This window comes from Mesorhizobium sp. CNPSo 4670 (assembly GCF_057784235.1).
The window spans coordinates 86,097-112,193 of the sequence record NZ_JBWJFQ010000007.1; the positions used below are offsets into that span (position 1 = coordinate 86,097).

At 63.0% G+C, this 26,097-nt stretch carries 27 protein-coding genes; 13 read left to right on the forward strand and 14 right to left on the reverse strand.

From position 1 onward, the window contains the following. Positions 1-642 precede the first annotated feature (642 nt). The gene (locus AC0ZT5_RS14195) at positions 643-1,140 is read left to right on the forward strand and encodes a methyltransferase family protein (protein WP_488496944.1); all 498 of its coding nucleotides are present in this window, start codon (positions 643-645) and stop codon (positions 1,138-1,140) included. Positions 1,141-1,185: 45 nt separating this feature from the next. Here the strand turns inward: AC0ZT5_RS14195 and AC0ZT5_RS14200 are convergent, their stop codons facing one another. Next, entirely contained in the window at positions 1,186-2,082 is an 897-nt protein-coding gene (locus AC0ZT5_RS14200; protein ID WP_184874593.1) for a LysR family transcriptional regulator, read from the reverse strand. Positions 2,083-2,161: 79 nt separating this feature from the next. Further along, positions 2,162-3,136, reverse strand: coding sequence for a thioredoxin-disulfide reductase (gene trxB, locus AC0ZT5_RS14205; protein WP_488496945.1), 975 nt, complete (start codon positions 3,134-3,136; stop codon positions 2,162-2,164). 252 nt (positions 3,137-3,388) lie between these two features. On the opposite strand from trxB, the gene AC0ZT5_RS14210 reads away from it, so the two are divergent. Both AC0ZT5_RS14210 and AC0ZT5_RS14215 read left to right on the forward strand, forming a co-directional pair. Then, a complete protein-coding gene (locus AC0ZT5_RS14210; RefSeq protein WP_095090929.1) occupies positions 3,389-3,868 on the forward strand; it encodes an Lrp/AsnC family transcriptional regulator in 480 nt (159 codons plus the stop codon). A gap of 247 nt (positions 3,869-4,115) precedes the next feature. Continuing rightward, positions 4,116-4,910, forward strand: a complete 795-nt coding sequence (locus tag AC0ZT5_RS14215; RefSeq protein ID WP_488496946.1) for a glycosyltransferase family 2 protein — start codon at positions 4,116-4,118, stop codon at positions 4,908-4,910. Between the two features lie 66 nt (positions 4,911-4,976). On the opposite strand, the gene AC0ZT5_RS14220 is transcribed toward AC0ZT5_RS14215, so the two are convergent. From AC0ZT5_RS14220 to AC0ZT5_RS14235, 4 genes are all read right to left on the reverse strand, one after another. After that, on the reverse strand, positions 4,977-5,615 hold the full coding sequence (locus AC0ZT5_RS14220; protein WP_488496947.1) for an HAD-IIIA family hydrolase: 639 nt from the start codon (positions 5,613-5,615) through the stop codon (positions 4,977-4,979). A 12-nt stretch (positions 5,616-5,627) separates the two neighbouring features. Further along, a complete protein-coding gene (locus AC0ZT5_RS14225) occupies positions 5,628-6,200 on the reverse strand; it encodes a D-sedoheptulose-7-phosphate isomerase (RefSeq protein WP_488496948.1) in 573 nt (190 codons plus the stop codon). A 7-nt stretch (positions 6,201-6,207) separates the two neighbouring features. Next, a complete protein-coding gene (gene rfaE1 / locus AC0ZT5_RS14230) occupies positions 6,208-7,701 on the reverse strand; it encodes a D-glycero-beta-D-manno-heptose-7-phosphate kinase (RefSeq protein ID WP_477282426.1) in 1,494 nt (497 codons plus the stop codon). Positions 7,702-7,841: 140 nt separating this feature from the next. Beyond that, positions 7,842-8,474 carry a LysE family translocator gene (locus AC0ZT5_RS14235; protein WP_477282424.1) on the reverse strand — a complete coding sequence of 211 codons (633 nt, stop codon included), beginning with the start codon at positions 8,472-8,474 and terminating at the stop codon, positions 7,842-7,844. Positions 8,475-8,637: 163 nt separating this feature from the next. Here AC0ZT5_RS14235 and rfaD point away from each other — a divergent pair, with 163 nt between their 5' ends. From rfaD to waaC, 3 genes are read left to right on the forward strand one after another with little or no spacing between them, the layout of a single operon-like run. After that, complete coding sequence (rfaD, locus tag AC0ZT5_RS14240) at positions 8,638-9,588, forward strand: ADP-glyceromanno-heptose 6-epimerase (RefSeq protein WP_488496949.1); 951 nt, start codon at positions 8,638-8,640, stop codon at positions 9,586-9,588. Continuing rightward, positions 9,561-10,568, forward strand: a complete 1,008-nt coding sequence (gene waaF / locus AC0ZT5_RS14245) for a lipopolysaccharide heptosyltransferase II (RefSeq protein WP_488496950.1) — start codon at positions 9,561-9,563, stop codon at positions 10,566-10,568. The genes rfaD and waaF overlap by 28 nt, the downstream gene beginning before the upstream one ends. Then, a complete protein-coding gene (gene waaC, locus AC0ZT5_RS14250; RefSeq protein WP_488496951.1) occupies positions 10,565-11,533 on the forward strand; it encodes a lipopolysaccharide heptosyltransferase I in 969 nt (322 codons plus the stop codon). The genes waaF and waaC overlap by 4 nt, the downstream gene beginning before the upstream one ends. 250 nt (positions 11,534-11,783) lie before the next feature. Here waaC and greA read toward each other — a convergent pair whose 3' ends face one another. Beyond that, positions 11,784-12,257, reverse strand: a complete 474-nt coding sequence (gene greA, locus AC0ZT5_RS14255) for a transcription elongation factor GreA (RefSeq protein WP_488496952.1) — start codon at positions 12,255-12,257, stop codon at positions 11,784-11,786. 300 nt (positions 12,258-12,557) lie between these two features. Continuing rightward, positions 12,558-13,094, reverse strand: coding sequence for a tetratricopeptide repeat protein (locus AC0ZT5_RS14260; protein ID WP_184874602.1), 537 nt, complete (start codon positions 13,092-13,094; stop codon positions 12,558-12,560). A 144-nt stretch (positions 13,095-13,238) separates the two neighbouring features. Between AC0ZT5_RS14260 and AC0ZT5_RS14265 the strand changes: the two genes are divergently transcribed. The 5 genes from AC0ZT5_RS14265 (at position 13,239) to AC0ZT5_RS14285 (ending at position 18,058) form a co-directional block, all read left to right on the forward strand. After that, a complete protein-coding gene (locus AC0ZT5_RS14265; RefSeq protein ID WP_184874603.1) occupies positions 13,239-13,664 on the forward strand; it encodes a DUF3775 domain-containing protein in 426 nt (141 codons plus the stop codon). Between the two features lie 177 nt (positions 13,665-13,841). Further along, positions 13,842-14,873, forward strand: coding sequence for an extensin-like domain-containing protein (locus AC0ZT5_RS14270; protein ID WP_488496953.1), 1,032 nt, complete (start codon positions 13,842-13,844; stop codon positions 14,871-14,873). Between the two features lie 117 nt (positions 14,874-14,990). Then, positions 14,991-15,797 (forward strand): extensin-like domain-containing protein, encoded by an 807-nt coding sequence (locus AC0ZT5_RS14275; RefSeq protein WP_488496954.1) that lies wholly within the window; start codon positions 14,991-14,993, stop codon positions 15,795-15,797. 85 nt (positions 15,798-15,882) lie between these two features. After that, the gene (locus AC0ZT5_RS14280) at positions 15,883-16,590 is read left to right on the forward strand and encodes an LssY C-terminal domain-containing protein (protein ID WP_488496955.1); all 708 of its coding nucleotides are present in this window, start codon (positions 15,883-15,885) and stop codon (positions 16,588-16,590) included. A gap of 157 nt (positions 16,591-16,747) precedes the next feature. Then, positions 16,748-18,058 (forward strand): hemolysin family protein, encoded by a 1,311-nt coding sequence (locus AC0ZT5_RS14285; RefSeq protein ID WP_488496956.1) that lies wholly within the window; start codon positions 16,748-16,750, stop codon positions 18,056-18,058. Positions 18,059-18,082: 24 nt separating this feature from the next. Here the strand turns inward: AC0ZT5_RS14285 and AC0ZT5_RS14290 are convergent, their stop codons facing one another. From AC0ZT5_RS14290 to AC0ZT5_RS14305, 4 genes are all read right to left on the reverse strand, one after another. After that, positions 18,083-19,645 (reverse strand): DHA2 family efflux MFS transporter permease subunit, encoded by a 1,563-nt coding sequence (locus AC0ZT5_RS14290; protein WP_488496957.1) that lies wholly within the window; start codon positions 19,643-19,645, stop codon positions 18,083-18,085. A gap of 7 nt (positions 19,646-19,652) precedes the next feature. Beyond that, the gene (locus AC0ZT5_RS14295; protein WP_488496958.1) at positions 19,653-20,777 is read right to left on the reverse strand and encodes an HlyD family secretion protein; all 1,125 of its coding nucleotides are present in this window, start codon (positions 20,775-20,777) and stop codon (positions 19,653-19,655) included. Next, positions 20,774-21,328 carry a winged helix-turn-helix transcriptional regulator gene (locus AC0ZT5_RS14300; protein WP_488496959.1) on the reverse strand — a complete coding sequence of 185 codons (555 nt, stop codon included), beginning with the start codon at positions 21,326-21,328 and terminating at the stop codon, positions 20,774-20,776. The genes AC0ZT5_RS14295 and AC0ZT5_RS14300 overlap by 4 nt, the downstream gene beginning before the upstream one ends. Before the next feature lie 162 nt (positions 21,329-21,490). Beyond that, a complete protein-coding gene (locus tag AC0ZT5_RS14305) occupies positions 21,491-21,652 on the reverse strand; it encodes a hypothetical protein (protein ID WP_488496960.1) in 162 nt (53 codons plus the stop codon). Between the two features lie 114 nt (positions 21,653-21,766). Between AC0ZT5_RS14305 and AC0ZT5_RS14310 the strand changes: the two genes are divergently transcribed. Then, positions 21,767-23,848, forward strand: a complete 2,082-nt coding sequence (locus tag AC0ZT5_RS14310; RefSeq protein WP_488496961.1) for an ABC transporter ATP-binding protein/permease — start codon at positions 21,767-21,769, stop codon at positions 23,846-23,848. A gap of 37 nt (positions 23,849-23,885) precedes the next feature. Here the strand turns inward: AC0ZT5_RS14310 and AC0ZT5_RS14315 are convergent, their stop codons facing one another. Further along, complete coding sequence (locus AC0ZT5_RS14315; RefSeq protein WP_488496962.1) at positions 23,886-24,866, reverse strand: quinone oxidoreductase family protein; 981 nt, start codon at positions 24,864-24,866, stop codon at positions 23,886-23,888. Between the two features lie 97 nt (positions 24,867-24,963). Here AC0ZT5_RS14315 and AC0ZT5_RS14320 point away from each other — a divergent pair, with 97 nt between their 5' ends. Then, positions 24,964-25,377, forward strand: a complete 414-nt coding sequence (locus AC0ZT5_RS14320) for a winged helix-turn-helix transcriptional regulator (RefSeq protein WP_488496963.1) — start codon at positions 24,964-24,966, stop codon at positions 25,375-25,377. A gap of 56 nt (positions 25,378-25,433) precedes the next feature. On the opposite strand, the gene AC0ZT5_RS14325 is transcribed toward AC0ZT5_RS14320, so the two are convergent. Continuing rightward, the gene (locus tag AC0ZT5_RS14325; RefSeq protein WP_488496964.1) at positions 25,434-26,039 is read right to left on the reverse strand and encodes an NADPH-dependent FMN reductase; all 606 of its coding nucleotides are present in this window, start codon (positions 26,037-26,039) and stop codon (positions 25,434-25,436) included. Between the last annotated feature and the right edge of the window lie 58 nt (positions 26,040-26,097).

Below are 26,097 nucleotides of genomic sequence, written 5' to 3' on the forward strand. Positions count from 1 at the left end.
TCGCGAACCGTTTCCCGGGAGTAAAACGGAAGGTCCGCCGCATCTGGCGCCGCCGAGCTTCGGCGGCGGAAAAGGTTCGGACGCGGTAGCCGCCTGAGCCCGGGCCGTTCGAGTGATGCCCCCATCTCCCGCACGACCACACCGCGTCCTATGGTCTGGATAGCACGTGTCGGGCGTCCATGTCATGTTACCTGAGGTTACATGTCACTGTTACGTGGCAATTCTGATGAATTTTTGAGTTGCTCCCGCAGGGCCCAGGCAACAAAAAAGCCGGATCAACGAAGATCCGGCTGAGTTTGATTGGAAGTGCCTGTTAAGGCTAACCTCCAGAGGGGAACACTCTAGGGCGCTAATGGGAGGAGAACGCGCCCAGGAGATGATCTATATATGTGCTCATCATGCCCAAGAAACAAGCATCTATTTTGCAACACACGCATGCAAAAAGACGCAGGCTGTGGTCTAACCCATATCCGAGACCAATAGGACCAGCAAAATCAGCGAAACGGAGCGCCAGGCGCTGCGATTCACACTACAGAATCGCCAATCGCGATCGATTTCTGTGCCCAAATGCCAAAACCGCGCAATGATGTGGAAGCAGGCAGTAGCCGTTCATTTATCAGGCAATCAAGGAGGAAGCACCCAATGCGGACGTTTTCGGCGATCGCCGGCAGCGCGGCGTTCTTCATCGCCGCACCCGGCGTGGTTGCCGGGCTGGTGCCCTGGCTGCTGACCGATCATTGGAGATTGCCATGGTCGAGCCTGCCGGGCTTTGTGCCTGTCGGCGGGCTCCTAATTGTCGCCGCGATCGCTGCACTGCTGCATGCCTTCGGCCGCTTTGCGCTCGAGGGGTTGGGCACGCCCGCTCCGGTTGCGCCGACAGAGAGACTGGTGATCGGCGGCATCTACCGCCATGTCCGCAACCCGATGTATGTCGCGGTGCTGTCGATCATCCTCGGCCAGGCGCTGCTGTTCTCGAGCTGGACGCTTGCCGCCTACGCGACCATCGGCGCGGTCGCCATGGTATCGTTCGTCCGGCTCTACGAGGAGCCGACATTGGCCCGCCGCTACGGCGTGCAATACGAGGCCTATCGGCGCGCCGTGCCCGGCTGGCTGCCGCGGCTGACGCCCTGGCGGGGGTAATTCTAAAACAGGATGAAGACCAGAAAGTCGAACGCCAGGGGTGGATCAGAAAGACCAGCTACGGGCCTTGGCGATGATGAAATCACGAAAGACATGCAGCTTGGCCTGGTTCTTCATCGCGTCCGGATAAGCGAAATAGGTGTCGAAGGACGGCACCTCGGTCTCCGGCAACAATTGCACCAGGTCGGAGTCCTTGCTGATCACATAGTCGGGCAGCATGGCGATGCCGGCGCCGCCCTGCACCGCGCGCTTGATCGACAATATGTCGTTGATCTGCAGCGTCGGCACCCTTTGTCCGCCTTCGAAATCGCCAATCGTTTCCAGCCAGTTCAACTCCGACAGATGCGATGGCACCGGCACGCCGAAGGTGACGATGCGATGGCTCTTCAGCTCGGCCACCGAAGCCGGCTTGCCGTGCTTGGCGACATAGGTGGGCGAGGCATAGAGGTGGAAGTGCACGGTGAACAGGCGGCGCTGGATCAGGTCCGGCTGCTGCGGCTGGCGCAGCCGGATGGCGCAATCGGCCTGGCGCATGGTCAGGTCGAGTTCCTCGTTGGCGAGGATCAGCTGCAGGCTGATTTCGGGATAGAGCTCGATGAACTCCTGCACCCGCTCGGTCAGCCAGCCGGCGCCCAGCCCGACGGTGGTCGTCACCCTGAGCACGCCGGACGGGCGATCCTTGGTCTCGGTCAGCCGCGACTTGATGGTTTCGAGCTTCATCAGCACGTCATGCGCCGTGCGGAACAGCATTTCGCCCTGCTCGGTCAGCACCAGCCCGCGGGCGTGGCGGTTGAACAGCGGCACGCCGACATCATGTTCGAGCGCGCTGACCTGCCGCGAGATCGCCGATTGCGACAAATGCAACGTCTCGGCCGCATGGGTAAACGACCCTGCCTCCGCCGCAGCGTGAAACACGCGTAGCTTGTCCCAGTCCAACGCCATGCTACCCCTCATTCTGTTTTGGCGTCTGAATGAAAAATCAGGCTTTTACACGGCGTTTCTAAGTCGCCTTCTGAACTCTTTATTCCGCCGCTTCGCGGTGCACTTCGATGCCGGCCAGATACTTCTCCGCCTCGAGTGCAGCCATGCAGCCGAGCCCCGCCGCGGTCACCGCCTGGCGGTAGATGTCGTCGGTCACGTCACCCGCCGCAAACACGCCGGGAACGTCGGTGCGGGTCGAATCCGGCGCCGTCCAAAGATAGCCGTTCGGCTTCTGCTTCAGCTTGCCGGCAAACAATTCGACCGCCGGCGCGTGGCCGATGGCCACGAACACGCCGTCGACCTTGAGATGCGTTTCCTGGCCGGTCACCGCATGCTTGAGCTTCAGCCCTTCGACCGAAGGCGGCAAGGGCGCCTTGCCGGGACGGCCGGTGATCTCGTCGACGACCGTGTCCCAGATGACGCGGACATTGTCCTTCTTCAGGAGCCGCTCGCGCAGGATGCGCTCGGCGCGGAAATCGCTGCGCCTGTGGATGACCGTCACACTCTTGGCGAGGTTCGACAGGTAGAGTGCCTCTTCCACCGCCGAATTGCCACCGCCGACCACCGCGACATCCTTGCCGCGGTAGAAGAAGCCGTCGCAGGTGGCGCAGGCCGAGACGCCAAAGCCCATGAAGGTCTGTTCGGTGGGAATGCCGAGCCATTTGGCCTGCGCGCCGGTGGCGATGATCAGCGCGTCCGCAGTGTAGGTGGTACCGGAATCGCCCTTGGCGCGGAACGGCCGCACATTGAGGTCGACCTCGGTGATGATGTCGTTGATGATGTCAGTGCCGACGTGTTCGGCCTGCTTCAGCATCTGCTCCATCAGCCACGGACCCTGGATGGGGTCGGCGAAGCCGGGATAGTTCTCGACATCGGTGGTGATCATCAGCTGCCCGCCCGCCTGCAGGCCTGCGACCAGCATCGGCTTCAGCATGGCGCGGGCGGCGTAGACCGCTGCCGTATAGCCGGCGGGGCCGGAGCCGATAATGAGAACGGGCGCGTGCTTGGTGGTCATGTGGAAGCCTCTGCGGAGGGCTGCCGGCAATTGCGGCATGGAAAACTCGTCGATATCGCGCGTAATGTAAGTGTTGCCCACGGCGCCAGCAAGGCAGGTTGGCATTCGTCCCCGGAAAGCTTTGTCGCACCCCTGTCGCCGCTTTGATCGGCCGAAATATTCCGAGCGAGGGATGGAATGGACAGCGAAGTCGTTTAATTACAAGATCACGCAAGATTCTTGCGTATTGCCCCTGACTTATCGAGAGCCCTCATGCCGCTCAAGGCCGATCTCGACGCCATCGACTGGAAGATCCTGCGGGAGCTTCAGGCCGATGGCCGCATGACCAATGTCGAACTGTCGAACCGCGTTGGCATTTCGGCGCCGCCGTGCCTGCGCCGCGTCAAACGGCTGGAGGAAGCCGGCATTATCCGCGGCTACCGCGCCCTGCTCAACGCCCCCGCGCTTGGCCTCGATGTCGTCGCCTTCTGCCTGATCGGCCTGCATCACCAGGCCGACGCCGAACTGCGCACCTTTGCAGAGCGCACCCGCGGCTGGCCGATCGTGCGCGACGCCTGGATGGTATCGGGGGAATCCGATTTCCTGCTGCACTGCGTGGCGAGCGACCTGGGGGCCTTCCAGACCTTCGTCATCGAGGAGCTGACTTCGACCCCGAATGTCGACACGGTGCGCACCGCGCTCACCATCCGCCGGGTCAAGGACGAAGGGCTGGTCTCGTTTGCACAGCCTTGAGGCTGGTCGACGGCAGCACCACATCGTCCCCGCTCGATGCGAATTCCCGGCTTCGCCATACCAGAGCCGCTTTCGCATTCGACAGGCTCTGGTGTAGAAAGCCGGAGCGTTCTGACGGACGTGGCCGCTTTGTTGGTTTCCTAAGGCAATTTCAGGAAAGTGTGACGGGTTTTTCGACAGGGATTGCGTAACAACAGATGGCGCAAGCGGCGTAATTTCACAGAACAGTGTACTGTAGAGTGGGATCATGACTCGATTTTCTAGCCCGGTTTCGGCGCTCATCATCTGCATGAACGAAGCCGACATGATCGGCCCCTGCCTGGAGAGCGTCGACTTCTGCGCCGACATCGTCGTCGTCGATTCAGGTTCGACGGATAACACCCTGGACGTCATTCAGGAGTTCATCGCCAAGGGCTACCCGATAAGGCTGTTTCACAACGATTGGCCGGGTTTCCCACGTCAGCGGCAATTCGCGCTTGATCAAGCCACGCAGCCATGGTGCCTTTCGATTGAAGCCGATGAGGCCGTCGACGACCTGCTCAGGCGGTCGATCGTGACCGTGACGCAGCCTCACAACGAGGCCATCGACGGATGGTTCGTAAGACGGCGCGACAAGCTGAAAGGCTATGGCTATGCGCACCGCTGGGTGCTGCACAACAGGCTGCTGCGTCTGTTCCGCCGCGACAAGGCCACCATGGACATTGACCTGCGGGTCCATGAATCGTTCGAGGTGCCGGGCGAAACCGGTACGATTGAAAATGGCGTGTTGCTGCATCGCCGCGAAATGACTGTCGCGGAGGATCTGGCAAGGGCCAACACCTACTCCAGCCTCAAGGTTGCCACGCTGGTCGAGAGAGGCAAGAAGCCAGGCTTGATAAGGCTGGTCCTGTCGCCGCTCGGCAACTTCCTGAAATTCTACCTGGCCAAGCGCTACTTCCTGTGCGGCCGGCATGGCTTCGTCTATTCGATGATGGTGATGGTGTATTCGTTCGCCACCGAGGCCAAGCTTTATGAAGCTTCACGAGACAACGATCCGACTTGAGACCGCCACGGATGGTGCTTGAGCATGATCATGATCTTGTCCGAAACCGGATTCCACTTTTCGAGATCATGACACGGTGCCGAGTGCCGCTATTGCGGCGAGCAGGCCACCCAAATCCTCGTGGTCGCGCCAGGGCTGGACTGTAAAGCCGGATTGAACGGCCGCTTCGCCGTCGACCAGCCAGCCCTGCGAGAGGCCGGCGCGCTGTCCCGCCTCCATGTCCGCCGGCTTGTCGCCAACGATCAGCGAACGCCGCAGATCGAGCCCCAGACATTTGGCCGCCTCCAGCAGCATGCCGGGATTGGGCTTGCGCATCGGATGATCGGCGATCGCAAGCGGCCCCTCGCCCGCCTCGTGATAGGCGCAGGCAAGGACCATATCCACGAACGCGTTGTCGGCGCTCAGCAGGTCGAGCACACGGCCATTGACGGCGGCGAAATCGCTCCAGCCGTAGTAGCCGCGCGCGATGCCCGACTGGTTGGTGACGATGATGGCGGGAATGCCGGCCCGATTGGCCGCACCGATCGCAGCGGCGATATCCTCGCGCAGCACCATTTCGGCCGGGTCATCGGGATAGCCGGTGTCGAGATTGATGGTGCCGTCGCGGTCGAGAAACAGCGCAGGCGTACCGGTCGGAAAAATCCTGCTATCGATCCGCTCGACCCACAGTCCGGGCTCCTGGAGCGGATAGGGTTCGGGCTTCACGACCACTTCCCGTCAGCCATTGCTGAGACGCGCTTCGACCACTTCGCACAGATGATGATAGAGGCACAGATGCCCCTGCTGGATGATCGGGGTCGAGGTCGAGGGCACGTTGAGCAGGATGTCCGATAGCGGCTTGAGCTTGCCGCCGGTGTCGCCGGTCAGGCTGATCACCGTCATGTCCATCATCCGCGCCTGCTCGGCAGCGGCGAGAATGCTCGGCGAATTGCCGCTGGTCGAGATTGCCAGCAGCACGCCGCCCGCCGAGCCATGCGCCTCGACCTGGCGCGAAAACACCGTGTCGAAGCCATAGTCGTTGCCCCAGGCGGTCAGCACCGCGGCATTGGCCGGCAGTGCGATGACATTGTAGGCCTTGCGCTCCTTGAGGAAGCGGCCGACCAGTTCGCCGGCGATGTGGATGGCATCGCTGGCCGAGCCGCCATTGCCGCAGATCAGCAAGGCTTTGCCCTGCGCAAGAGCCGTCACAATGGCGCTCACCGCCCGCTCCATCTCGCTCGTCAGGTCGCGCTCGACCATGGCGGAAATCGCGGCCGCCGAGCGGACCAAGTAGTCGTTCAGGTCAGACATGAATTCCTCAGCTTGTGGTACCGCCGGCGCGCAATTTGCCGATGGTGTTGGTGGTGCTTTTGCCGGCGACGAGATCGATCAGCACGACGCGGCCGCCCGCCTTCCGCACCACATCGGCACCGACCACGGTGTCGATCGTGTAATCGGCGCCCTTGACCAGCATGTCGGGCAGCAGCGCTTCGATCAGCGCCAGGGGCGTGTCCTCCTCGAACACCACGACCGCATCGACCGAGGCAAGGGCGGCGAGCACGCAGGCGCGGTCATGCTGGTCGTTGACCGGCCGCCCGGCGCCCTTCAGCCGCCGCACCGAAGCATCGCTGTTGAGGCCAAGCACCAGCCGGTCGCATTGGCTGCGCGCCGCATGCAAGAGACTGACGTGGCCGGCATGCAGGATGTCGAAGCAGCCATTGGTGAAGCCGACGCTCAAGCCCTCCTCCTTCCACGCCGCGACCATGCGCGCGGCCGACGTAGCGTCGAGGATGGCATCCTTGTGGGCGGTCGGCCCGTGCGAACGGAACAGCGCACCGGTGAGTTCCTCGACCGTCAGCCGCGCGGTGCCGCGCTTGCCCACCACGACGCCGCCGGCGGCATTGGCGATCGATGCCGCCGCGACAGGGTCGGCACCGGCCGCCAGCGCCAATGCAAAACTCGCGATCACCGTGTCGCCGGCGCCCGAAACGTCAAACACTTCGCGCGCCTGGGTGGCGATATGCCGCGCCTCGGTCGGGTCGACCACGCTCATGCCCTTTTCGCTGCGCGTCGCCACGACGAAATCGAAGCCATGCGCTGAAATCAGCTGGCGTGCCGCCGCCACGATCTCGTCATCGGCGAACACCGCATGGCCAACAGCTTCGCCAAGCTCCTTGCGATTTGGGGTGATGGCGGTCGCCCCGGCATAGCGCGCATAGTCGCGGCCCTTCGGATCGACCAGCACCGGCTTTCCCGCATCACGGCAGATGGCGATCAAGTCGCCGGCGACGCCGTCGAGCAATATGCCCTTGCCATAGTCGGACAGGACGACGATGTCGGCGCGCGTCAGCGCCGCGCGGAAATGCCGGATCAGATCGTCGCGCTCCGCAACATCGAGCGGCTTGATCTCCTCTTCGTCGAAGCGCAGCACCTGCTGGTTGAGCGCGCTGAAGCGGCTCTTGGACGAGGTCATGCGGCCACGCGCCTGCGCCAGGCCGGCAGTGTCAGCGCCGAGTTCGCGCAGCATGCGCACGAGATTGTTGCCGGCAGCATCAGTGCCGATTACCGACACGGGAACAGCGGATGCGCCGAGCGAGACGATGTTGGCGACGACATTACCTGCGCCGCCCATCGTCGAGGTTTCGCCGCGCCCGTGCAGCACCGGGATCGGCGCTTCCGGCGAGATCCGCTCGATGACGCCGTTGACGAACCGGTCGAGGATGAAGTCGCCGACCACCAGCACGGTGGCCTGGCCGAACCGCGCAATGGCGCGGTGCAGGGGTTCGGGAGAAGGCGGATTGTGCTTGATCATGTCACTGGCAACGCGTGGAAAAGGCCGATTTCAACCTTGCGGGTAATCATCAATTGAAGGGCCGGTTCGTTCATGGCGAAGCCGATATACCGCAAATCCACGCAGCGCAACGGCTGGCCATCACCACGATGGCCGGGCGATCAGGTCTTCTGCAGAGCGACATGGACACCCAGCCCGACCAGCACCGCCCCACCGGCCCGCTGCATCAGGCGCTGTGCACGGCTCGAACGCCGCAAGCGGCCGATCACTGCACCGGCCAGGAACACGCAGACGATATCGGCCGAAGAGAACATCAGATTGACGATGGTGCCCAACACGACGAACTGCAGCCAGACCGGTAGCGCCGCCGAGGTATCAATGAACTGCGGCAGGAAGGCCATGAAGAAGATCGCCGTCTTGGGATTGAGCACCTCGACGGTGATGCTCTCGAAAAAGGCGCGCCGCGCCGATTTCCGCTCGATCGCGGGCAGCGCCATGTCACCCTCGACGCGCTTGCGGAACAGCAAAACGCCGAGCCAGATCAGATAGAGCGCGCCGACCAGCTTGACCGCCAGGTAGAGAGGCGGCACAGCGTGAAACAGCACCGACAGGCCTGCGGCAGCGGCAAAGACATGCACATAGCCGCCCAGATGAATGCCAAGTGCTGCCGTCAGGCCGGACCAGCGGCCGCGCGCCATCGTCTGCGCGGCGGCGTAGAGCATGGCCGGGCCGGGAATGTAGGCGAAGATCGCCGTGGTGGCGAAAAACGCGATGAGCAGTTCGGTCGACGGCATTCTTTGTCCCTCACGATCGTCACGGGCGGCACAAACCGACTGAAGCGGAAGCTTTGCGGCGCCACTGTGACATCCGCTTCGCTGCCTGCTTTATCGACAGCCCACCCTGCCTCCCTTATAAGGGCCGGAATCGGCAAGCGAAACGCGTATCAGGGCCAACAACATGATCATCGTCACGGGCGGCGCCGGCATGATCGGCTCCAACATCGTCGCCGCGCTGAATGCCGAAGGCCATGACGACATCCTCGTCGTCGACGACCTCACCAATGGCCACAAGATCGCCAATCTCGCCGATCTGCGCATCGCCGACTATCTCGACAAGGACGATTTCCTGGGCCGTATGGAGGCTGCCTCGTTCGGCCGCATCGAGGCCGTGTTCCACCAGGGCGCCTGCTCGACCACCACCGAATGGAACGGCAAGTTCATGATGGAGGTGAACTACGCCTTCTCGAAACGGTTGCTGCATGCCTGCCAGGCGCTGCGCGTGCCCTTCCTCTACGCCTCCTCGGCGTCCGTCTATGGCGGCGGCGCCGAATTTCGCGAAGACCCGGCGCTCGAGCGGCCGCTCAACGTGTATGCCTATTCCAAGAAGCTGTTCGACGACTATGTCAGGCGCACCGTCTTCGACACCGATCATGCGCAGGTTGTGGGCTTGCGCTACTTCAACGTCTACGGTCCGCGCGAGGCGCACAAGGGCGCCATGGCCTCGGTCGCCTTCCACCTGTTCAACCAGGTCGAGCGGGGCGAGAACCCGAAATTGTTCGGGGCCTACGATGGCTTCGGACCGGGCGAGCAAAGCCGCGATTTCATCCATGTCGGTGATGTCGCCGACGTCAATCTGTGGGTGTGGAAGCGCGGATCGAGCGGCATCTTCAACTGCGGCACCGGCCGCGCCCAGCCCTTCCGTGCCATTGCCGAAACCGTCATCGACACGCTGGGCAAAGGCGAGATCGAATTCATCGAGTTTCCCGACCATCTCAAGGGCAGCTACCAGAGCTTTACGCAAGCTGATATGTCCCGTTTGCGCGCGGTCGGTTACAATGGCCAATTCCGGACAGTGGAAACCGGTGTCAGAGACTATGTCGAATGGCTGAAAGCCCAACGATCCTCGTGATCGGCCCACGCTGGGTGGGCGACATGGTGATGGCGCAGTGCCTGTTTTCGGCGCTGAAAGAGCTTCATCCCAACGCCGCCATCGATGTGCTGGCGCCGGCTTGGGCCGCACCGCTGGTCAAGCGCATGCCCGAAATCCGCCAGCAGATCGACTTTCCGCTCAAGCCCGGCGCGCTGGAATTCACCATTCGCCGGCGTTTTGGCCGACTGCTGCGCGGCCGCTACGACATGGCCTATGTCCTGCCGGGCAGCTGGAAATCGGCGCTGATCCCGTTCTTTGCCCGCATTCCGCGCCGTTTCGGCTATTTGCGCGAAATGCGCTACGGCCTGCTGACCGACATCGTGCCGCTGCCCGACAGCGTCAAACGACGCACGGCGCAGGCTTATTTCGGCCTCGCCCAGGGCGGCAATTTCCGGCCGCCACGCCTGACCGTGGACGCGAAGAACCAGGCCGCTCTGCTCGACCGCTTTGGGCTCGCGCCCCAGAAATTCGCAGCGCTGATGCCCGGCGCCGAGTTCGGCCCGGCCAAGCGCTGGCCGAGCGAAAGCTATGCCGGGCTTGCCCGTGATCTCATGGCGAAGGGTTTGAAGGTCGCGCTGTTCGGCTCGAAGAACGACCGCGACGTGGCGGCGGAGATCGCCGCCCTCGCCCCCGGCGTTGTCGACCTCGCCGGCCAGACCCGGTTGGAGGACGCCATCGACCTGATCTCGGCGGCAAGGCTGGCGGTGTCCAACGACAGCGGGCTGATGCATGTCGCGGCGGGAGTCGGCACGCCGATCGTTGCCGTCTACGGCTCGACCTCGCCGCAAAATACGCCGCCGCTGGCGGAACGGCGCGAACTGGTCTGGCTCGGCCTGTCCTGTTCGCCTTGCCACCAGAAGGTCTGTCCGCTCGGCCACCTCAACTGCCTGAAGACGCTTGAAGTCGAGCAGGTCGCGGCGGCGGCGAAACGCCTGCTGGAAATCCCGGCAGCCGCATGAAGGTCCTCATCGTCAAGACGTCGTCGATGGGCGATGTCATCCACACCTTTCCGGCCGTCGAGGATGCCCGCCTTGTCAGGCCCGACATATCCTTCGACTGGTGCGTGGAAGAGGCATTCGCCGGCATCGTGGCGTTGCATCCGGCGATCGACAGGATCCACACGGTGGCGATCCGGCGCTGGCGCAAGACATTGCTCGACGGCGGCACATGGCGCGAAGCGGCCGCCTTGCGCCGCACCCTGCGCGACTGCCGCTACGACCTCGTCATCGATGCGCAAGGACTTCTGAAATCAGCCTTGGTGGCACGACAGGCCGGCGCGCCGATAGCTGGCTTCGACCGGTCGAGCGCGCGCGAACCTTCTGCGTCGCTGGTCTACGACGTCACCTACGCCGTGCCGCGCGACCTGCACGCCATCGAGCGCACGCGGCGGCTGTTTGGGCTGGCGCTCGGCTATCAGCCCGATCTTTCGAGGCTGGACTCCGGCATTGTCCCGCCGCCCGGCAGTCTTGTAGGCATCTCCGGAAAAATCGCGTTCCTGCTGCACGGGACCAGCCGCGAAGACAAGAAGTGGCCGGTCCAAGACTGGATCGAAACCGCCCGCCTGCTGGTCGAAAGGGAAACGACGCCGGTCACCACATGGTCGAACGAGCGCGAAAAGGCCGTCGCCGAAGCGATCGCCGGCGCTGTTCCGTCAACGGTCGTGGTGCCCAAATCGCCGCTCTCCGACATCGCCGCGATCATCGGCCGCTCGACGCTGGTCATTGGCGCCGACACCGGGCTAACCCATCTCGCCAGCGCCTTCGGCCTGCCGACGGTTGCGGTTTTTCTTGCCACCGAGCCCGGCCTCACCGGCCCGCGCGGGCCATACGCATCAACGCTTTTGGCCGCACCCGGGGACCATTTGACGCCGGGTCAAGTGGTGGCGCAGGCAGAGAGGCTGCTGGAGCGTAGCCAGGCGGATTGATTTATTCAATCAATTCAATTGGAAAGGTTAGTGCTGCCCTCATCCGCCTGCCGGCACCTTCTCCCGGATAGTGACGGGGAGAAGGGAGCAGAGCGCAAAGTTAGCGTATATTTGCGAACGCTGAAAATTAGCGAAATCATTGGTGAAGGCGTCCTTCTCCCCGTCACTATACGGGGAGAAGTGCCCGGCAGGGCGATGAGGGGCGGCGCTAGCCTTGGCTTGAAAAGCAAAACGGCGCTTCTCACATCCCCTAGATAAACTGCACCTGGACGATCTCGTAACCCCTTGCGCCGCCTGGCGCGTTGACCTCGATAGCGTCGCCGACTTCCTTGCCTATGAGCGCGCGCGCGATCGGCGAAGAGATCGAGATTCGGCCAGACTTCACGTCGGCTTCCTGGTCGCCGACAATCCGGTAGGTCTTCTTTTCCTCGGTGTCCTCGTCGACCAGCACCACGGTGGCACCGAACTTGACCTTGTCGCCGCTGAGCTTGCTGACATCGATCACTTCGGCGCGCGCGATATAATCTTCAAGCTCGTTGACCCGGCCCTCATTGAGGCTCTGCGCCTCTTTTGCGGCATGGTATTCGGCATTTTCGGAAAGGTCGCCGTGCGAGCGCGCCTCGGAGATCGCCTCGATGATGCGCGGCCGCTCTTCCTGCTGGCGCCAGCGCAGCTCTTTCTTCAATGACGCGAACCCCTCGCCTGTCATCGGGACCTTGTTCATGATGCCTGACCTTTCCTGCTGCCACCCCCGCGTTTCGGGGAAAGCCTTGTCGATGGGTACAAAAAGAAAACGGTCCGAGAGCCTCGGGCTAACGGAACCGTTTCACCGCAATTTCCCTGAATATAGCAATCTTCGCGGGTTTTTCACGCCCAAAAATAGGTTTTGCGAAAATGATCCGCTGCTTTCACAAATGCCGTCGCCGCAAATGCTGTCACGGCAGATGCGAACCGGCAATGGCCGGCAACAAAAAATCCGGCCGCGATCGCTGGCGGCCGGATTGAGAAGTATTGGGCGCCGAAATCAGCTCCGCATGAAATGGTCGATCTGCTCGGACAGCATCCCGTATTCGCGCGAACCCTTGCCGGTCCGCTTCTCGATTTCCATCAATTGCTGCTGGGCACCGGCCAGATCGCCGATCTGCAGATGCGCTTCGCCGAGATATTCGCGCACCAGCGTGTAGTTGGGGTCGATGCGCAGCGCTTCCTCATAATAGCCGAGACCGACGGTGACGCGGCCGGAATGGCGGTGCGAATAGCCGAGATAGTTGAGGATGCGCGGATCCTGCTTGTTGGCGGCAAGGCTGAGCACGGCGATCGCCTCGTCATAGCGGCCGGCCAGCGCCAGCGAATGACCGGCATCATAGATGCTGTCGTCGTCCAGCATGCCTTCCTGGGGTGCGACGCACTTTTTCTTCTTCTTGTCCCAGACTTCGCCCTTCTTGCACTGGGTCACGGTCTGATCGCTGCCGCCGCTACTGCCGGCGGCGAACACCGGAACAGCAAAGAACTGCAGCGCGACAAGGGCAGTCGCCGCCTGGATCAGAATTCTTTTATGCATCGAAGCCTCCTTGAGGGGTGAGAATGCAACACTAACGCCGGACGCCCTGGGTTTCATCCCGGAAAAAAAGCATATCGGAGAACATCAGGTGACGGATGCTGCAAATCCGCTATCATCCGGCAAACGAGCTGACGGAGACGGAATGTGCAGCGGCGCCTTGAAAAGGATTGGGAGCTTTCGATCGGCCCCGACACGGTGCGCCTGTTCATCCTCAAGGCCAAGGCCCTGAGCGCCGCCGTCAATGAAGACTATGCCGGTGGCGCCGAACACGAGGTCGAACTCGACGGCGAGGCGCATGCCAACCACCATCATGACGGCCTCGCCGAGGAAAGTTCCGAAAACCTCACCGAGGAAGAGTTGCGCGAGTTGATCAACGACCTCAATGTCGATGAAGCAGCCGAACTCATCGCCCTGGCCTGGATCGGTCGCGGCGACTACGATGGCACCGAATGGGCGGATGCGCTTGCCGCGGCGCGCGAACGCGCCAACAAACGCACGGCGAAGTACCTGCTTGGCATGCCGCTGCTTGCCGACTGGCTGGAGGAAGGGCTGGAGGCGATCGGCGCGTAACACCGTCGTTACCGTTCGTGATGGGGCCAAGGCAACCACCTTGCGTCCGCGCCGTTGACGGCCATGGGGTCGATTGCTTTTTCCCAAACCTGCAGGATTGCACTGGTCGTAGCCATCACGGCTGTGCTGGTTACGCCCGCCGACGCCAGACATCGCCATCGGCACCACAAGGCCCAGGTGGAGCAGCCGATGTCGCTGCGGGCCGACCAGCCGCTGGAACCGCGGGGCAGGCATCGCCTGAAACGGCGGGGCTCGCAGCACGTCACGCCGGGCCAGTCGCAGATACAACAGAAAACGATCGACCCGTTGACATCGCTTGGCGACGTCCCGGTACCGGAGCCACGTCCCGCGGACGCCCAGAAGGCCGACGTTTCAAAGAAGGACGAGCTGAAGACGCAAGCTCCAAAGACCGACGGAGCGGCTGACCGGCTCAATGAAGAAAAGTCGCATCAAAAAAAGCCGCCCCGCCCCGAACCATCGGCCGATACGGAAAACACCCCTGAACCGCCTTCTGTGGCGCCGACGCCACCACAAAAGCCAGGGACCGCGGAGCCCGAAGTTGAGCCGCCGGCTATCGCCCCGCAGCCGCCGCAAAAGCCGACGGATGCCGGCGACCAGAAAATGCTGCCCGACCCGCGCTCGGCCGATCTGCCCGACGAGAAGATGCCAGACGAGGAAGTCGCTTGCCGAGAGCGGCTGAAGACGCTCGGCGTCGAGTTCGAGGAACACAAGGCGGAAAGCAATCCCGACATCGGCTGCTCGATCCCCTACCCGATCGTGCTGAAGACACTCGGCAAGTCGATCGCCATCGGCCCCGGCACCGAGCTCAATTGCCCGATGGCCGAAGCGGCGGCGCGTTTCGCCGCCAATGTCATCCAGCCGGCGGCGAAAGCCGAATTCGGCGCGGATCTGAAATCGATCGGCCAGGCATCGGCCTTTGTCTGCCGGCCACGCCACGGCACAAGAAAACTGTCGGAACACGCTTTCGGCAACGCGCTCGACATCGCCAGCTTCACGCTGTCGGACGGCAAGAAGATCGAAGTCGGCCCGACGCCGCCGGAAAAGGACGCGAAATTCCTCAACGCCGTGCGCAAGGCCGCCTGCGGACCGTTCAAGACTGTGCTCGGACCAGGCGCCGACCCCGACCATGCCTTGCATTTCCATCTCGATCTCGAACCGCGCCGCCATGGTGGCACCTTCTGCCAGTGAGCATGGTTGGCCGGGACCGCGTGCCGCAATTCGGCCGCAGGCATGAACACGGGCGCTGAGTTTTCCTTTACCCTTGATCGTTAAAATGCCGGATATCCGTAAATGGGATTTCCGCCAATGGCCGGCAAATTTCGCGTCGTGTTTTCCACCGCCGCGCGCCAATCGAAACGTGCTGCGATGGTCGCCGCCGGCCTTGCCCTCGCGGCGGTTTCGGCCTGCAACACCGGCAGCGTGCTGTCGCTTGAACCGGCCGTCGATGTCGGCTCGCAGACCGCTGCCGTGCCGCAATACACGGGCATGCAGAAGCTTGTTCCGTCCAACCCCTATATGACGAGCGCCGCCTATCCGCGCATGGATGAGCCGATGTCGCCGATCGAGCAGATGCCGGCCAGCGAAACCGACTGCCGCCAGCAGCTGAAGCGCCTCGACGTCGCCTACACCGACCTGGCGCCGATCCATGAAGGTCAGTGCGGCATCGACTATCCGGTCAAGGTCTCGGCCATCGGCAGCATCCAGATGAAGCCCGCCGCCACGCTGACATGCGACATGGCCGCGACCTTCGCCGGCTGGACGAGGAACGAACTCGTTCCCTCCGCCCGCTGGCGCTATTTCTCCGGCGTCAAGACCATCCACCAGGGTTCCAGCTATTCCTGCCGCAACATTGCTGGCGAAGGCGTGCTGTCGGAGCACGGTAAGGGCAACGCGCTCGACGTGATGAGCATCGAGCTCAACAATGGCGACGACATCGACGTGCGCAAGCCCGGCCTGTTCGCCTTCCGCACCCGCGGTTTCCTCAACAATGTGCGCGCCGACGGCTGCCAGTATTTCACCACCGTGCTTGGCCCCGGCTACAATTACGACCACCGCAACCACTTCCACTTCGACATCAAGAACCGCAGGAACGGTTATCGCGCCTGCCGCTAGAGCGTCGGACAACAGCATGTCGACGCCCTTTGCCGGCGAAACACGACATCGCATAGAGTGATGCCGGAACGTTCGGGCGACGGTGATGAGCCAGCGAAGTTTTCGGCGACGCATTGCAATCTGGGTGGCGGCCTTCCTGGCCGCCTATCTGGCGCTCGCCTATTTCGCCGCGCCGGAATTCTGGACATTCCGGGATCGCGGCTTTCGCACCCAGCGCTTCGAGATGGTGACGCACACGCCGCAAGGCATTCCGGGTGATCCAATCAATGTCGGCCTTATCGGCACCAAGAAGGAAGTGGTCCATGCCTTCGCCGTCGCCGGCTGGGACACTGCCGACGCCGTGACCTTGACGACCGCGATCGAGATCGGTGAAAGCGTGCTCTTCGACCATCCCTATCCCGATGCGCCGGTCAGCCGGCTGCTGTTCGACGGCCGCGCCCAGGATCTTGCGTTCGAAAAGCCGGTGGGAGCCAGCGCCGACCGGCGTCATCATGTCCGCCTCTGGCAGACAGGCGCGAGCGGCGATGACGGCCGGCCGCTGTGGCTCGGTTCGGCCAGCTTCGATCGCGGCGTGGGGCTGAGCCACGATACCGGCGCCATCACCCATCACATCGGCCCCGACATCGATGCCGAACGCAATTTCCTGATGCGCGATCTGGCCACCGCCGGCACGCTGATTTCGACCAGAGACATGGCCGGCATCGGCGCCACCAGCAGCGGGCGCAATGGCGGCGGCGATCCCTATTTCACCGACGGCGAGGCCGTTGTCGGCGTGTTGAAGCAACTGCCATGAGATCATGTGTTCTGAGACCAGATGGTCTGGGATCGACCTGAAAATTGGCCGTGACCCCGATGCCGCAGACGACATCGGTTGAGAGCTGTCACTGTCATTTTCTAAAAATCTTGGCGGACTATTTTCGAAAGCCGCGCCGCAATGCTATTGACCGCTCATGCTATACGTCGAAATCGCTATCGTGGTCGTCCTCATCTGTGTGAACGGCCTTTTGTCGATGTCCGAGCTCGCCATCGTCTCGTCGCGCCCGGCTAGGCTCAAGGCGATGATCGACCGCGGCGTCAACGGTGCCGGCCGGGCTCTGGAGCTTGGCTCCAATCCCGGCAAGTTCCTGTCCTCGGTGCAGATCGGCATCACTTTGGTCGGCGTTCTCTCCGGCGCGTTTTCCGGCGCCACGCTGGGCGACCGGCTGGCCACCTTCCTGGCTTCGACCGGCATGCGCGAAAACGTCGCCGATCCGGTCGGTGTCGGCATTGTCGTCGCCATCATCACCTATTTCTCGCTGATCGTTGGCGAGCTGGTACCCAAGCAGATCGCCTTGCGCGATCCCGAGCGCGTTGCCGCGCGGGCGGCGCCGGCAATGACCATCCTCGCCACCGTCTCGGCCCCTCTGGTCTTCCTGCTCGACATTTCCGGCCGCGCCATATTGTGGCTGCTCGGCCAACGCGGCGAAAGCGATGAGAAGGTCACCGACGAGGAGATCAAGATGCTCGTCGCCGAGGCCGAGCATCACGGCACCATCGAATCGGACGAGCGGCGCATGATCGCCGGTGTCATGCGGCTTGGCGACCGCGCCGTACGCGCCGTGATGACGCCGCGCACCGAGGTCGACTGGATCAATCTGCAGTCCGACGAGAGCGCCATCCGCAAGCTTTTGATGGAGACCCAGCATTCGCGCCTGCCGGCAGGTGATGGTGGCGTCGATGTCATGGTCGGCGTCGTCCAGACGCGCGACGTGCTCGCCGCACTGCTTGCCGGCCGCGTGCTCGACCCGCGCAGGCATGTGCGCGCCGCGCCCATCGTCTATGATCAGGCCGACGCGCTGGATGTGCTGCAGAAGCTCAAGGAATCCGACGTGCCGATGGCGCTGGTGCATGACGAGTACGGCCACTTCGAAGGCATCGTCACCCCGGCCGACATTCTCGAAGCCATCACCGGCGTCTTCAGAGCGGACACCGACGCCGGCGACGAGGAGAATGCCGTCAAGCGCGAGGACGGCTCGTGGCTGCTTGCCGGCTACATGCAGGCCGACGAGATGGCCGATGTCCTCGGCATCGACCTGCCGGAAAACCGCGACTACGAGACCGTCGCCGGCTACGTGCTGTCACACATGCACCACCTGCCGGCGACCGGCGAATGCGTCGACGCACAGGGCTGGCGCTTCGAAGTGGTCGATCTCGACGGCCGCCGCATCGACAAGCTCATCGCCACCCGCCTGCCCGGTACGCACCGCGAGCCGGTGCGCTGACGACCAGCTCGCGTCGGTCCCGCTTCAGTGCGCGTCCGGAGGCGGCGCCTTCGGCGTGACGTTGCGCAGGAACGGAACGAGCGCCGTCGCGATGACGAACGCCACCATGATCACCAGGAACGCATCGGCATAGGCCATGGTCGACGCCTCGCGATAGGCCAACGCCCACAACTGCTTCAGCGAAGCGGTGTGACCGTCGCCGACGGCGCCGGGCAATTGGCCATAGCGCAGCGCGACGTTGTCGACGAGACGCATGGCAGCCTCATTCTGTGGCGTCAAATGCGATGCGATCATCAGGAAATGGAAGTTGGTGCGGTCGTTCAGGATCGCGCCGCAAACGGCGATGCCGACCGCACCGCCGAGATTGCGCATCGTGTTGAACAGGCCACTGGCATATTTCAGCCGTTCGGGCGGCAGGCTGCCGAGACCGAGATTGACGCTTGGCGCGACAGCAAAAACCTGCGGGAAGCCGCGAAAGATTTGGGGCAGAAGCAGCTGCGCGGCGCCCCATTCGCTGGTGATGGCACTGAAGCTCCACATCGACGCGCCGAAGGAGGCAAGCCCGAACATCATCAGCCAGCGTGTGTCGAAGCGCTTGGCGAGGAAGATGTAGACCGGGACACCAACCATCGAAGCAACGCCGGTGGAAAAGACCGCCAGCCCGGTCTGCAGGGCGTCGTAGCCGCGCACGTAACCGAGGAACAGCGGCGTCAGGAAGATCGTGGCGAAGATGCCGACACCGGTGATGAACGAGAGGAAACAGCCGATCGCGAAATTGCGGTTGCCGAAGGCGCGGAAATCGACCACCGGCTGCGAATAGGTCAGGCTGCGGACGACGAACAGAACTCCGGTGACCCCTGCGAGGATGGCGCCATTGCGGATTGTCGCATCATCGAACCAGTTCCAGCGCGAACCCTCTTCGAGAACATATTCCAACGTGCCCAGACTGACCGCCATCAAGACGATGCCGATGTAGTCGGCGCCCTTCAAAAGGGACGGATCGGGTTCGTCGATCTTGACCAAGGTGGCGACGAGGATGGTGATGATGGTGCCTGGAATGACGTTGACATAGAACAGCCAATGCCAGCTCAGCGTATCGGTGATCCAGCCGCCGATGACGGGGCCGAGCGTCGGCGCGATCGAAGCGATGCTGCCAACCACCGCGGCCGCATAGACACGCCTCGGACCCTGGAAATAATGGAACGACGAGGTGAAGACCGTCGGGATCATCGACGCCCCGAGCAGCCCCTGCAGTGCGCGGAAAGCGATCATGCTTTCAATGTTCCAGGCCAATCCGCAAAGCATGCTTGCCAGGGTGAATCCGGCCGCCGAGATGGTGAAAAGCCATCGTGTCGAGAACACGCGCGTGAGCCAGCCTGACAGCGGGATCACGATGATTTCCGCCACCAGGTAGGATGTCTGCACCCAGCCGATCTGATCCTGGGCAGCCGACAGGCCGCCACCGATATCCTGGAGCGAGGACGCGACGATCTGGATGTCGAGAAGCGCGATGAACATCCCCACGCACATCACCATGAACGGCAAGATGCTCGCGAGGAAGGATTGCGGGACGGCGCGCTCTGGCATGGCGTCCTCAGCGCGACGCGGTATCGACCGTCACGGCGGTCGACAGACCTGGCCTGAGCGCAACCTTCTGCACCTCGTCCTGGTCGATCGTGATCCTGACAGGGACGCGCTGGACGATCTTGGTGAAATTGCCGGTCGCGTTCTGCGGCGGGATCACGCTGAAGATGGCCCCGGTTGCCGGCCCCAGGCTGGTGACATGTCCTTTGAGCGGCTCGTCGGGCGCAATATCCGTATAGACCGTAGCCGCCTGCCCGTCGGCCATGTGGCGCAGCTGGTCTTCCTTGAAATTGGCATCAACCCACAGCCCCGAGGCCGGAACGATCGTCAGGAGATAGCTGCCGGGTGAAACATAGGTGCCGACCTGCGCCAGCCTGTTGCCGATGATGCCATCGATGGGCGAGCGGATTTCGGTGAAGCCGAGATCGAGCTGCGCGGTGTCGACATCGGCCTTGGCTGCCGCGACCGCCGCGGTCGCTTCCGAGATCTGGGTGTTGAGGACGTCGAGCTGTTGCTTCGCTGCCGCAAGTCCCGCACGGGAGGCGGCGACGGACGCCTTGGCCTGGCCATCGGCGGCAAAGCTTCTCTGTGCGTCTTGCTGCGAACCGGCCCTGGTACTGGCAAGCACCTCATAGCGCTTCGCATCCTGATCGGTGAAAACGGCCGCCGCGCTCTTGGCGTCAAGATCGGCCCCGGCTTGCTGGATCATCGAATTCTGCAGCGAGACCTGGGCATGAAGATTGTCGAGGGCCGATTGCTGCTGCTGGACCGACGCCTCGGCATGTTCCAACGCTGCCTTGAAGGGCCGGTCGTCGATGCGGATCACCACCTGGCCCGCGGCGACATGCTGGTTGTCCTCGACAAGGATCTGGTCGATATGCCCGGCGACCCTTGGGGCCAGCGGCGTGACGTTGCCGCCGACATAGGCATCATCGGTCGAGACGAGAAAGCGTCCGGCCTGCCACCACTGGACGCCGTACCAGCCGGCGACGCCGATCACGACAAGGCCCGCCAACATCAGCAATGGCCTGCGTCGTTTGCTGGCGGGCGTGGGAGCCATGGCCACGGAAATGGCAGGCGTCGGATTTTGGGCGACCGATGGTTGCAATTCGGCCGGTGAAAGAACCTTGTTCATCTGCCGCGCGCCTCTTCCTGGCTGTGCTGGTGCAGCGCGTTGTCGACCAGCGGAAGGCCGGAGCCCTCGCTGCCGAAGCGATACCGCTGCCGCATGCGATCGGTAGCCGCAGGTCCCGTCGCCATGGTGAAATCCTCACTGTCGAGTTCCCTGCCGCTGTGGCGATCGACCAGCACCGGCTCGGCCCAGCGCCCGTCCGCCTTGTCCACCACCACCAAGCTCGGGCCTTCAGGCGCCAGATGCCGGTTGCCCCAGGCGAGCAGCGACAGCAGGACCGGGCGAAAATCGCGAGCCTTTGAGGTCAGGACATACTCGTGGCGAAGCGGCCGCTCGCAGTAGATACGCTTCTCGAACAGCCCACGCTCAACCAGGCTGTTCAGCCGCCGCGTCAGAATGTTGGGCGCAATCTCCAGGCTCTTTTGAAACTGGTCGAAGCGCGTCAGGCCCTGGAACGCATCCCGCAACAGAAGAATGCTCCACCATTCGCCGACATCGTCGAGGCTGCGTGCGATGGGGCACGGGCGGGTTTCAAAGCTTGTTTTGGCAACCATTGTCGCTGGTCTCTTTCAAAATGAAAGTGACTTATAGCCTAGTGGATTGCATTATGCAAGTGACTTGTGAGGATCGAGGACTGGAACCTGGTTTTCAACGGAGATCGGCTAAAACACCAAGACGTCCATTCCGCCCCGTCGGATGGGCGGCGGCGCCGTACGCTACGCCGTGGATACGGATCGCGGCGACGTCACGTCAAAAATGTTTGGGTCACGTCCTCGATCGAAGGCTTTGGCCTCGCCATGCTCGCCGGCCCGCGCCACATCCCGGCGGTCGCCTGAATGGCCGCGGCGGGCCTGCCCCATGCCGGCCCGCGCGTTCATCGACAGCCTCCTCGCCACCCGCCTGCCCAGAGCTCACCGAGAAGCCGTACGCTGATAATCAGCGCGATCCGTTGACATCGTGAAACCTTTTGATTTTTAAGCCGTTATCGGCCTATGTCCGGGGCCAAATCCAAGCCGAAATCTGTCAATGGTGCCAAACCACGCGGTGCTGAAAAGTCGCGCCAGGAAAAGGCATCGACTGTCGAAGCCGCGCCCGGGGCCGAGGGGCATGCCGGGCCTGAGGTCGACGGGCATGCCGCGCCCGAGGTCAACGGCCAGGCCGCGCCGCCGCCGGATGTCATCGAACCCGATCCGGAACTGACGCCCGAGGAGGCCGAGCAGGCGCGCAAGAAATACTTGTTGAAGCGCTTCTGGATCAGCGCCCGCGGTTACTGGGGCCGCGGCGGCGACAGGCTCGCCTGGCCGTTCACGATCGGGCTGTTGTTCCTGATATGCGTGAACGTCGGCTTCCAGTATGGGATCAATCGCTGGAACCGGGCGATTTTCGACGCCCTTGAGCAACGCGATGCCCACACCGTGTATTTCCTGACCGCCGTTTTCGTGCCGCTGGTGCTTGGGAGCGGAAGCCTTGTCGTTACACAAGTCTTCCTTCGCATGACGATTCAGCGCCGCTGGCGTTCCTGGCTCACCACCGCGGTCATCGCGCGCTGGCTCGCGAACGGCCGTTATTATCAGTTGAACCTCGTCGGCGGCGACCACCAGAACCCCGAAGCCCGCGTGTCGGAGGATTTGCGGATTGCCACCGAATCCCCGGTCGACTTCACCGCCGGTGTCATCAACGCGTTTCTGTCGGCCTCGACCTTCATCGTGGTGCTGTGGACGATCGGCGGGGCACTGAGCTTCACAGTCTCGGGTTCGACCATCACGGTTCCCGGCTTCCTCGTCATCACCGCGATCATCTATGCAGCGATTACCTCCACCTCGATGGCAGTGATTGGCCGCCATTTCGTCCACCTCTCCGAGGAAAAGAACCAGGCGGAAGCCGAGTTCCGCTACACGCTGACGCGCGTGCGCGAGAACGGCGAGAGTATCGCATTGCTCGGCGGCGAAGAGGAGGAGCGCAGCGGCATCGACAAGAGGTTCGCCCATGTGCTCAGGCAATGGGCGCTCCTCACAGGCCAGCACATGCGCACGGCACTGGTGTCGCAGGGGTCGAGCCTGTTCGCGCCGGTTGTGCCGGTTTTGCTTTGCGCTCCAAAGTTTCTCGAAGGCAGCATGACACTTGGCCAGGTCATGCAGGCCGCCTCCGCCTTTGCCATCGTGCAGGGCGCATTCGGATGGCTGGTCGACAACTACCCCCGTCTCGCCGATTGGAACGCCTCGGCAAGGCGCATCGCCTCGCTGATGATGTCGCTCGATGGCCTGGAACGCGCTGAGCAGAGCGACGCCCTGGGACGCATCCAGCGCGGCGAAACCGAAGACGGTGCGATGCTCAGCATCGACAATCTCTCCGTGACGCTCGACGACGGCACATCCGTGGTCAAGGAAACCAAGGTCGTGATCGAAGCGGGCGAGCGGGTGCTGGTGGCCGGCGAATCCGGTTCAGGCAAGAGCACGCTGGTGCGGGCCGTCGCGGGCCTGTGGCCGTGGGGTGGCGGCAGCGTCAATTTCCATGCCGACAGACGGTTGTTCATGTTGCCGCAACGACCCTACATCCCCTCAGGCACGCTTCGCCGCGCTGTCGCCTATCCCGCCGCCGCCGACAACTGGACGATTAAAGAGATCAAGGCTGCGCTCGACAGAGTGGGGCTCGCCTATCTCGCCGGCAAGATCGAGGAAGACGCGCCATGGGACCAGACCTTGTCGGGTGGCGAAAAACAGCGACTCGCCTTCGCGCGTCTCCTGCTGCACAGCCCCGACATCATCGTGCTGGATGAAGCAACCGCGGCGCTCGATGAGAAGAGTCAGGGCAGGATGATGGAGGTGCTCATTCAAGAATTGCCGAAGGTCACCATCATAAGCGTTGCGCATCGCGCCGAGCTGGAAGTCTTCCATAGCCGCAAGATCACATTGGAGCGGCGCGAGGGCGGTGCAAAGCTTGTCAGCGATATCGATCTTGTCCCACGCAAGGGCAGACGCAACTTGATCGGGCGCGCCTTGTGGGGCTCCGGTGGGCTCCGATCGAAAGGCAGTGTGACATCGAACAAGGCGACGTTGTCCCAGACAAAAAAATGAAGTCCGCTCAGTTTGAAGCGATTGATCGACCACAATATCAGGGCATCAGCACCACCTTCCCCGTCGAGCGGCGCTCGTCGATCAAGCGGTGCGCTTCGCCAGCCTGGTCAAGCGGGAAGCGGCCGCCGATCGCGACCTGCAGCCGACCGCTTGCCGCCAGTTGGAACAGCTCGGACAGGCTAGCTTTCAGCACGTCCGTGGACAGCAGCGGCAGCAGCGCGAAACCTCTCAAAGACTGGTTGCGGCCGATCATCGTTTCGAGGTCCGAAGCCGCAAGCGCGTAGCGGCCAAGCGCCGCGAACACCAGTTCGCCGCCGGGTGCCAGAGCCCGCAGCAACGCAGCCGTCAGCGGGCCGCCGACCGTGTCGTAGATGATATCGGCGCCCTGCCCGTCCGTGATGTCGCGAACGCGGGCGGGCCAATCGGGCTTGATATAGTCGACGGCGGCATCGGCGCCCAGCGACAGAGCGAGATCGAGCTTGGTCTTGCCTCCGGCGGCCGCGATCACCTTGCGTGCGCCCTTTAGCCTGGCCAGTTGGACAAGCAGCGAACCGACGCCACCCGACGCGGCCGGCACCAGCACCGACTTGCCGCCGGGCGAGCTTTGCCGCAGCAGGTGAAGGGCCGTCAGCCCCTGCACCATCAACGCCGTCGCATCCCCGAACGACAGGGCATCCGGCAGCGGCACGATGAGATCCGCGTCGATCGTCACCTGCTCCGCATAGCCGCTGTGGGGACGCTTCGAAACGAACAAAGGCGCAGCGACACGGGCGCCCAGCAGCGACGCATCCACCCCGTGTCCAACGGCCTCGACGAAGCCCGCAGCCTCGACGCCAAGGATCATCGGCAGTTGCGGCGTCACCGCGTAGCCATCCCTGCGCATCAGCACTTCGAAGAAATTTATCCCGGCGGCATGGACGCGAACCAGCACCTCGCCGGCCTGCGGCACGGGCGACGGCAGGTCGACCGCCTCCAGCACGTCGGGACCGCCGAAGCGGCTGAGTTGAATGGCTTTCATGGCAAACTCCGATCGCTATGGCATCGGCCACGGTTTGCCACTATCTGCGCAGCCTCGACTACACACTCATTTGTCCTCTGCTGACCAAGAGGTGACCATGGCCAATCCGAGCAAGAGACTGACCATCAAGAGACTGCCGATGCTGCCGGCGGAGCGTGCCCTGAAAGTGATCGCGGGGCGCTGGAAGGCGGTCATTCTCTACCATCTCTTCGACGGCCCGCGGCGGCTGTCGGCGCTGAAGGCGATGATGCCCGGCATCACCCAGAAGGTGCTGATCCAGCAGCTGCGCGAAATGGAAGAGCACGGCCTCGTCAGCCGCGAGATCTTTGCCGAAGTCCCCTCGCGCGTCGAATATTCGGCGACAAGTCTCGGCCTCAGCCTCGAGCCGATCCTGCTGGCGCTCTGCCAATGGGGCCAGCACCACGCCGACGAGCTCAACGAAAAGGATCGCCTCGCCGATTGCATCATCCGCCCAAGGCCGGCGCGGGAGACGCACGCCTCCTACAATTGAAAAAGGGCGGCGCTAGCGCCGCCCCGGATCCTTGGGAGGACAATTCTAACCGGCGGTCAGGCCGCCTTGACTTCCTCGGCGACGGCGTCGGCCTGACGTGCTGCCTTCAGCACCTTGGCCCACCACGCGACGTCGTTGACCAGCGCCGTGGCGGCCTGGTTCAGGTGCTCGAGGTCTTCGAGCTTCTTCTCGCCCTGGCGGACGGCGAGGAAGTCGCCCCAGGCGATATGGACGGCCGACTTGACCGGCGCCATCTGCAATTCGACCGCATGAAGGCGCAACTGCTCGACGGCGCGGGAGCCGCCGACGCTGCCATAGCCGACGAAGCCGGCCGGCTTCTTGTTCCATTCGTTGGCAGCGTAGTCGATGGCGTTCTTCAGCACGGCCGTCGGACCATGATTGTATTCGGCGGCGGTGAAGATGAAGCCGTCGAATTCGGCGACCTTCTTCTGCCAGCGCTTCGCCACATCATTCTGCGACGGCGCCCAGGCGGAGGATGCGACCTCGTCGAAGAACGGCAGCGGGAAGTCGCGCAGGTCGACGATCTCGACGTCGATATCGGCATGCGATTTGGCGATCTTGGCGATCCACTGGGTTGGTACGTCGGCGAAGCGCGCGGCGCGCGTGGAGCCGACAATGATGGCGATCTTGGGTTTTGACATGGGGCTCTTCCTTGCAAGCAAAGTTGGTATCGTTTGGATACCGGCGCTATATGAGATA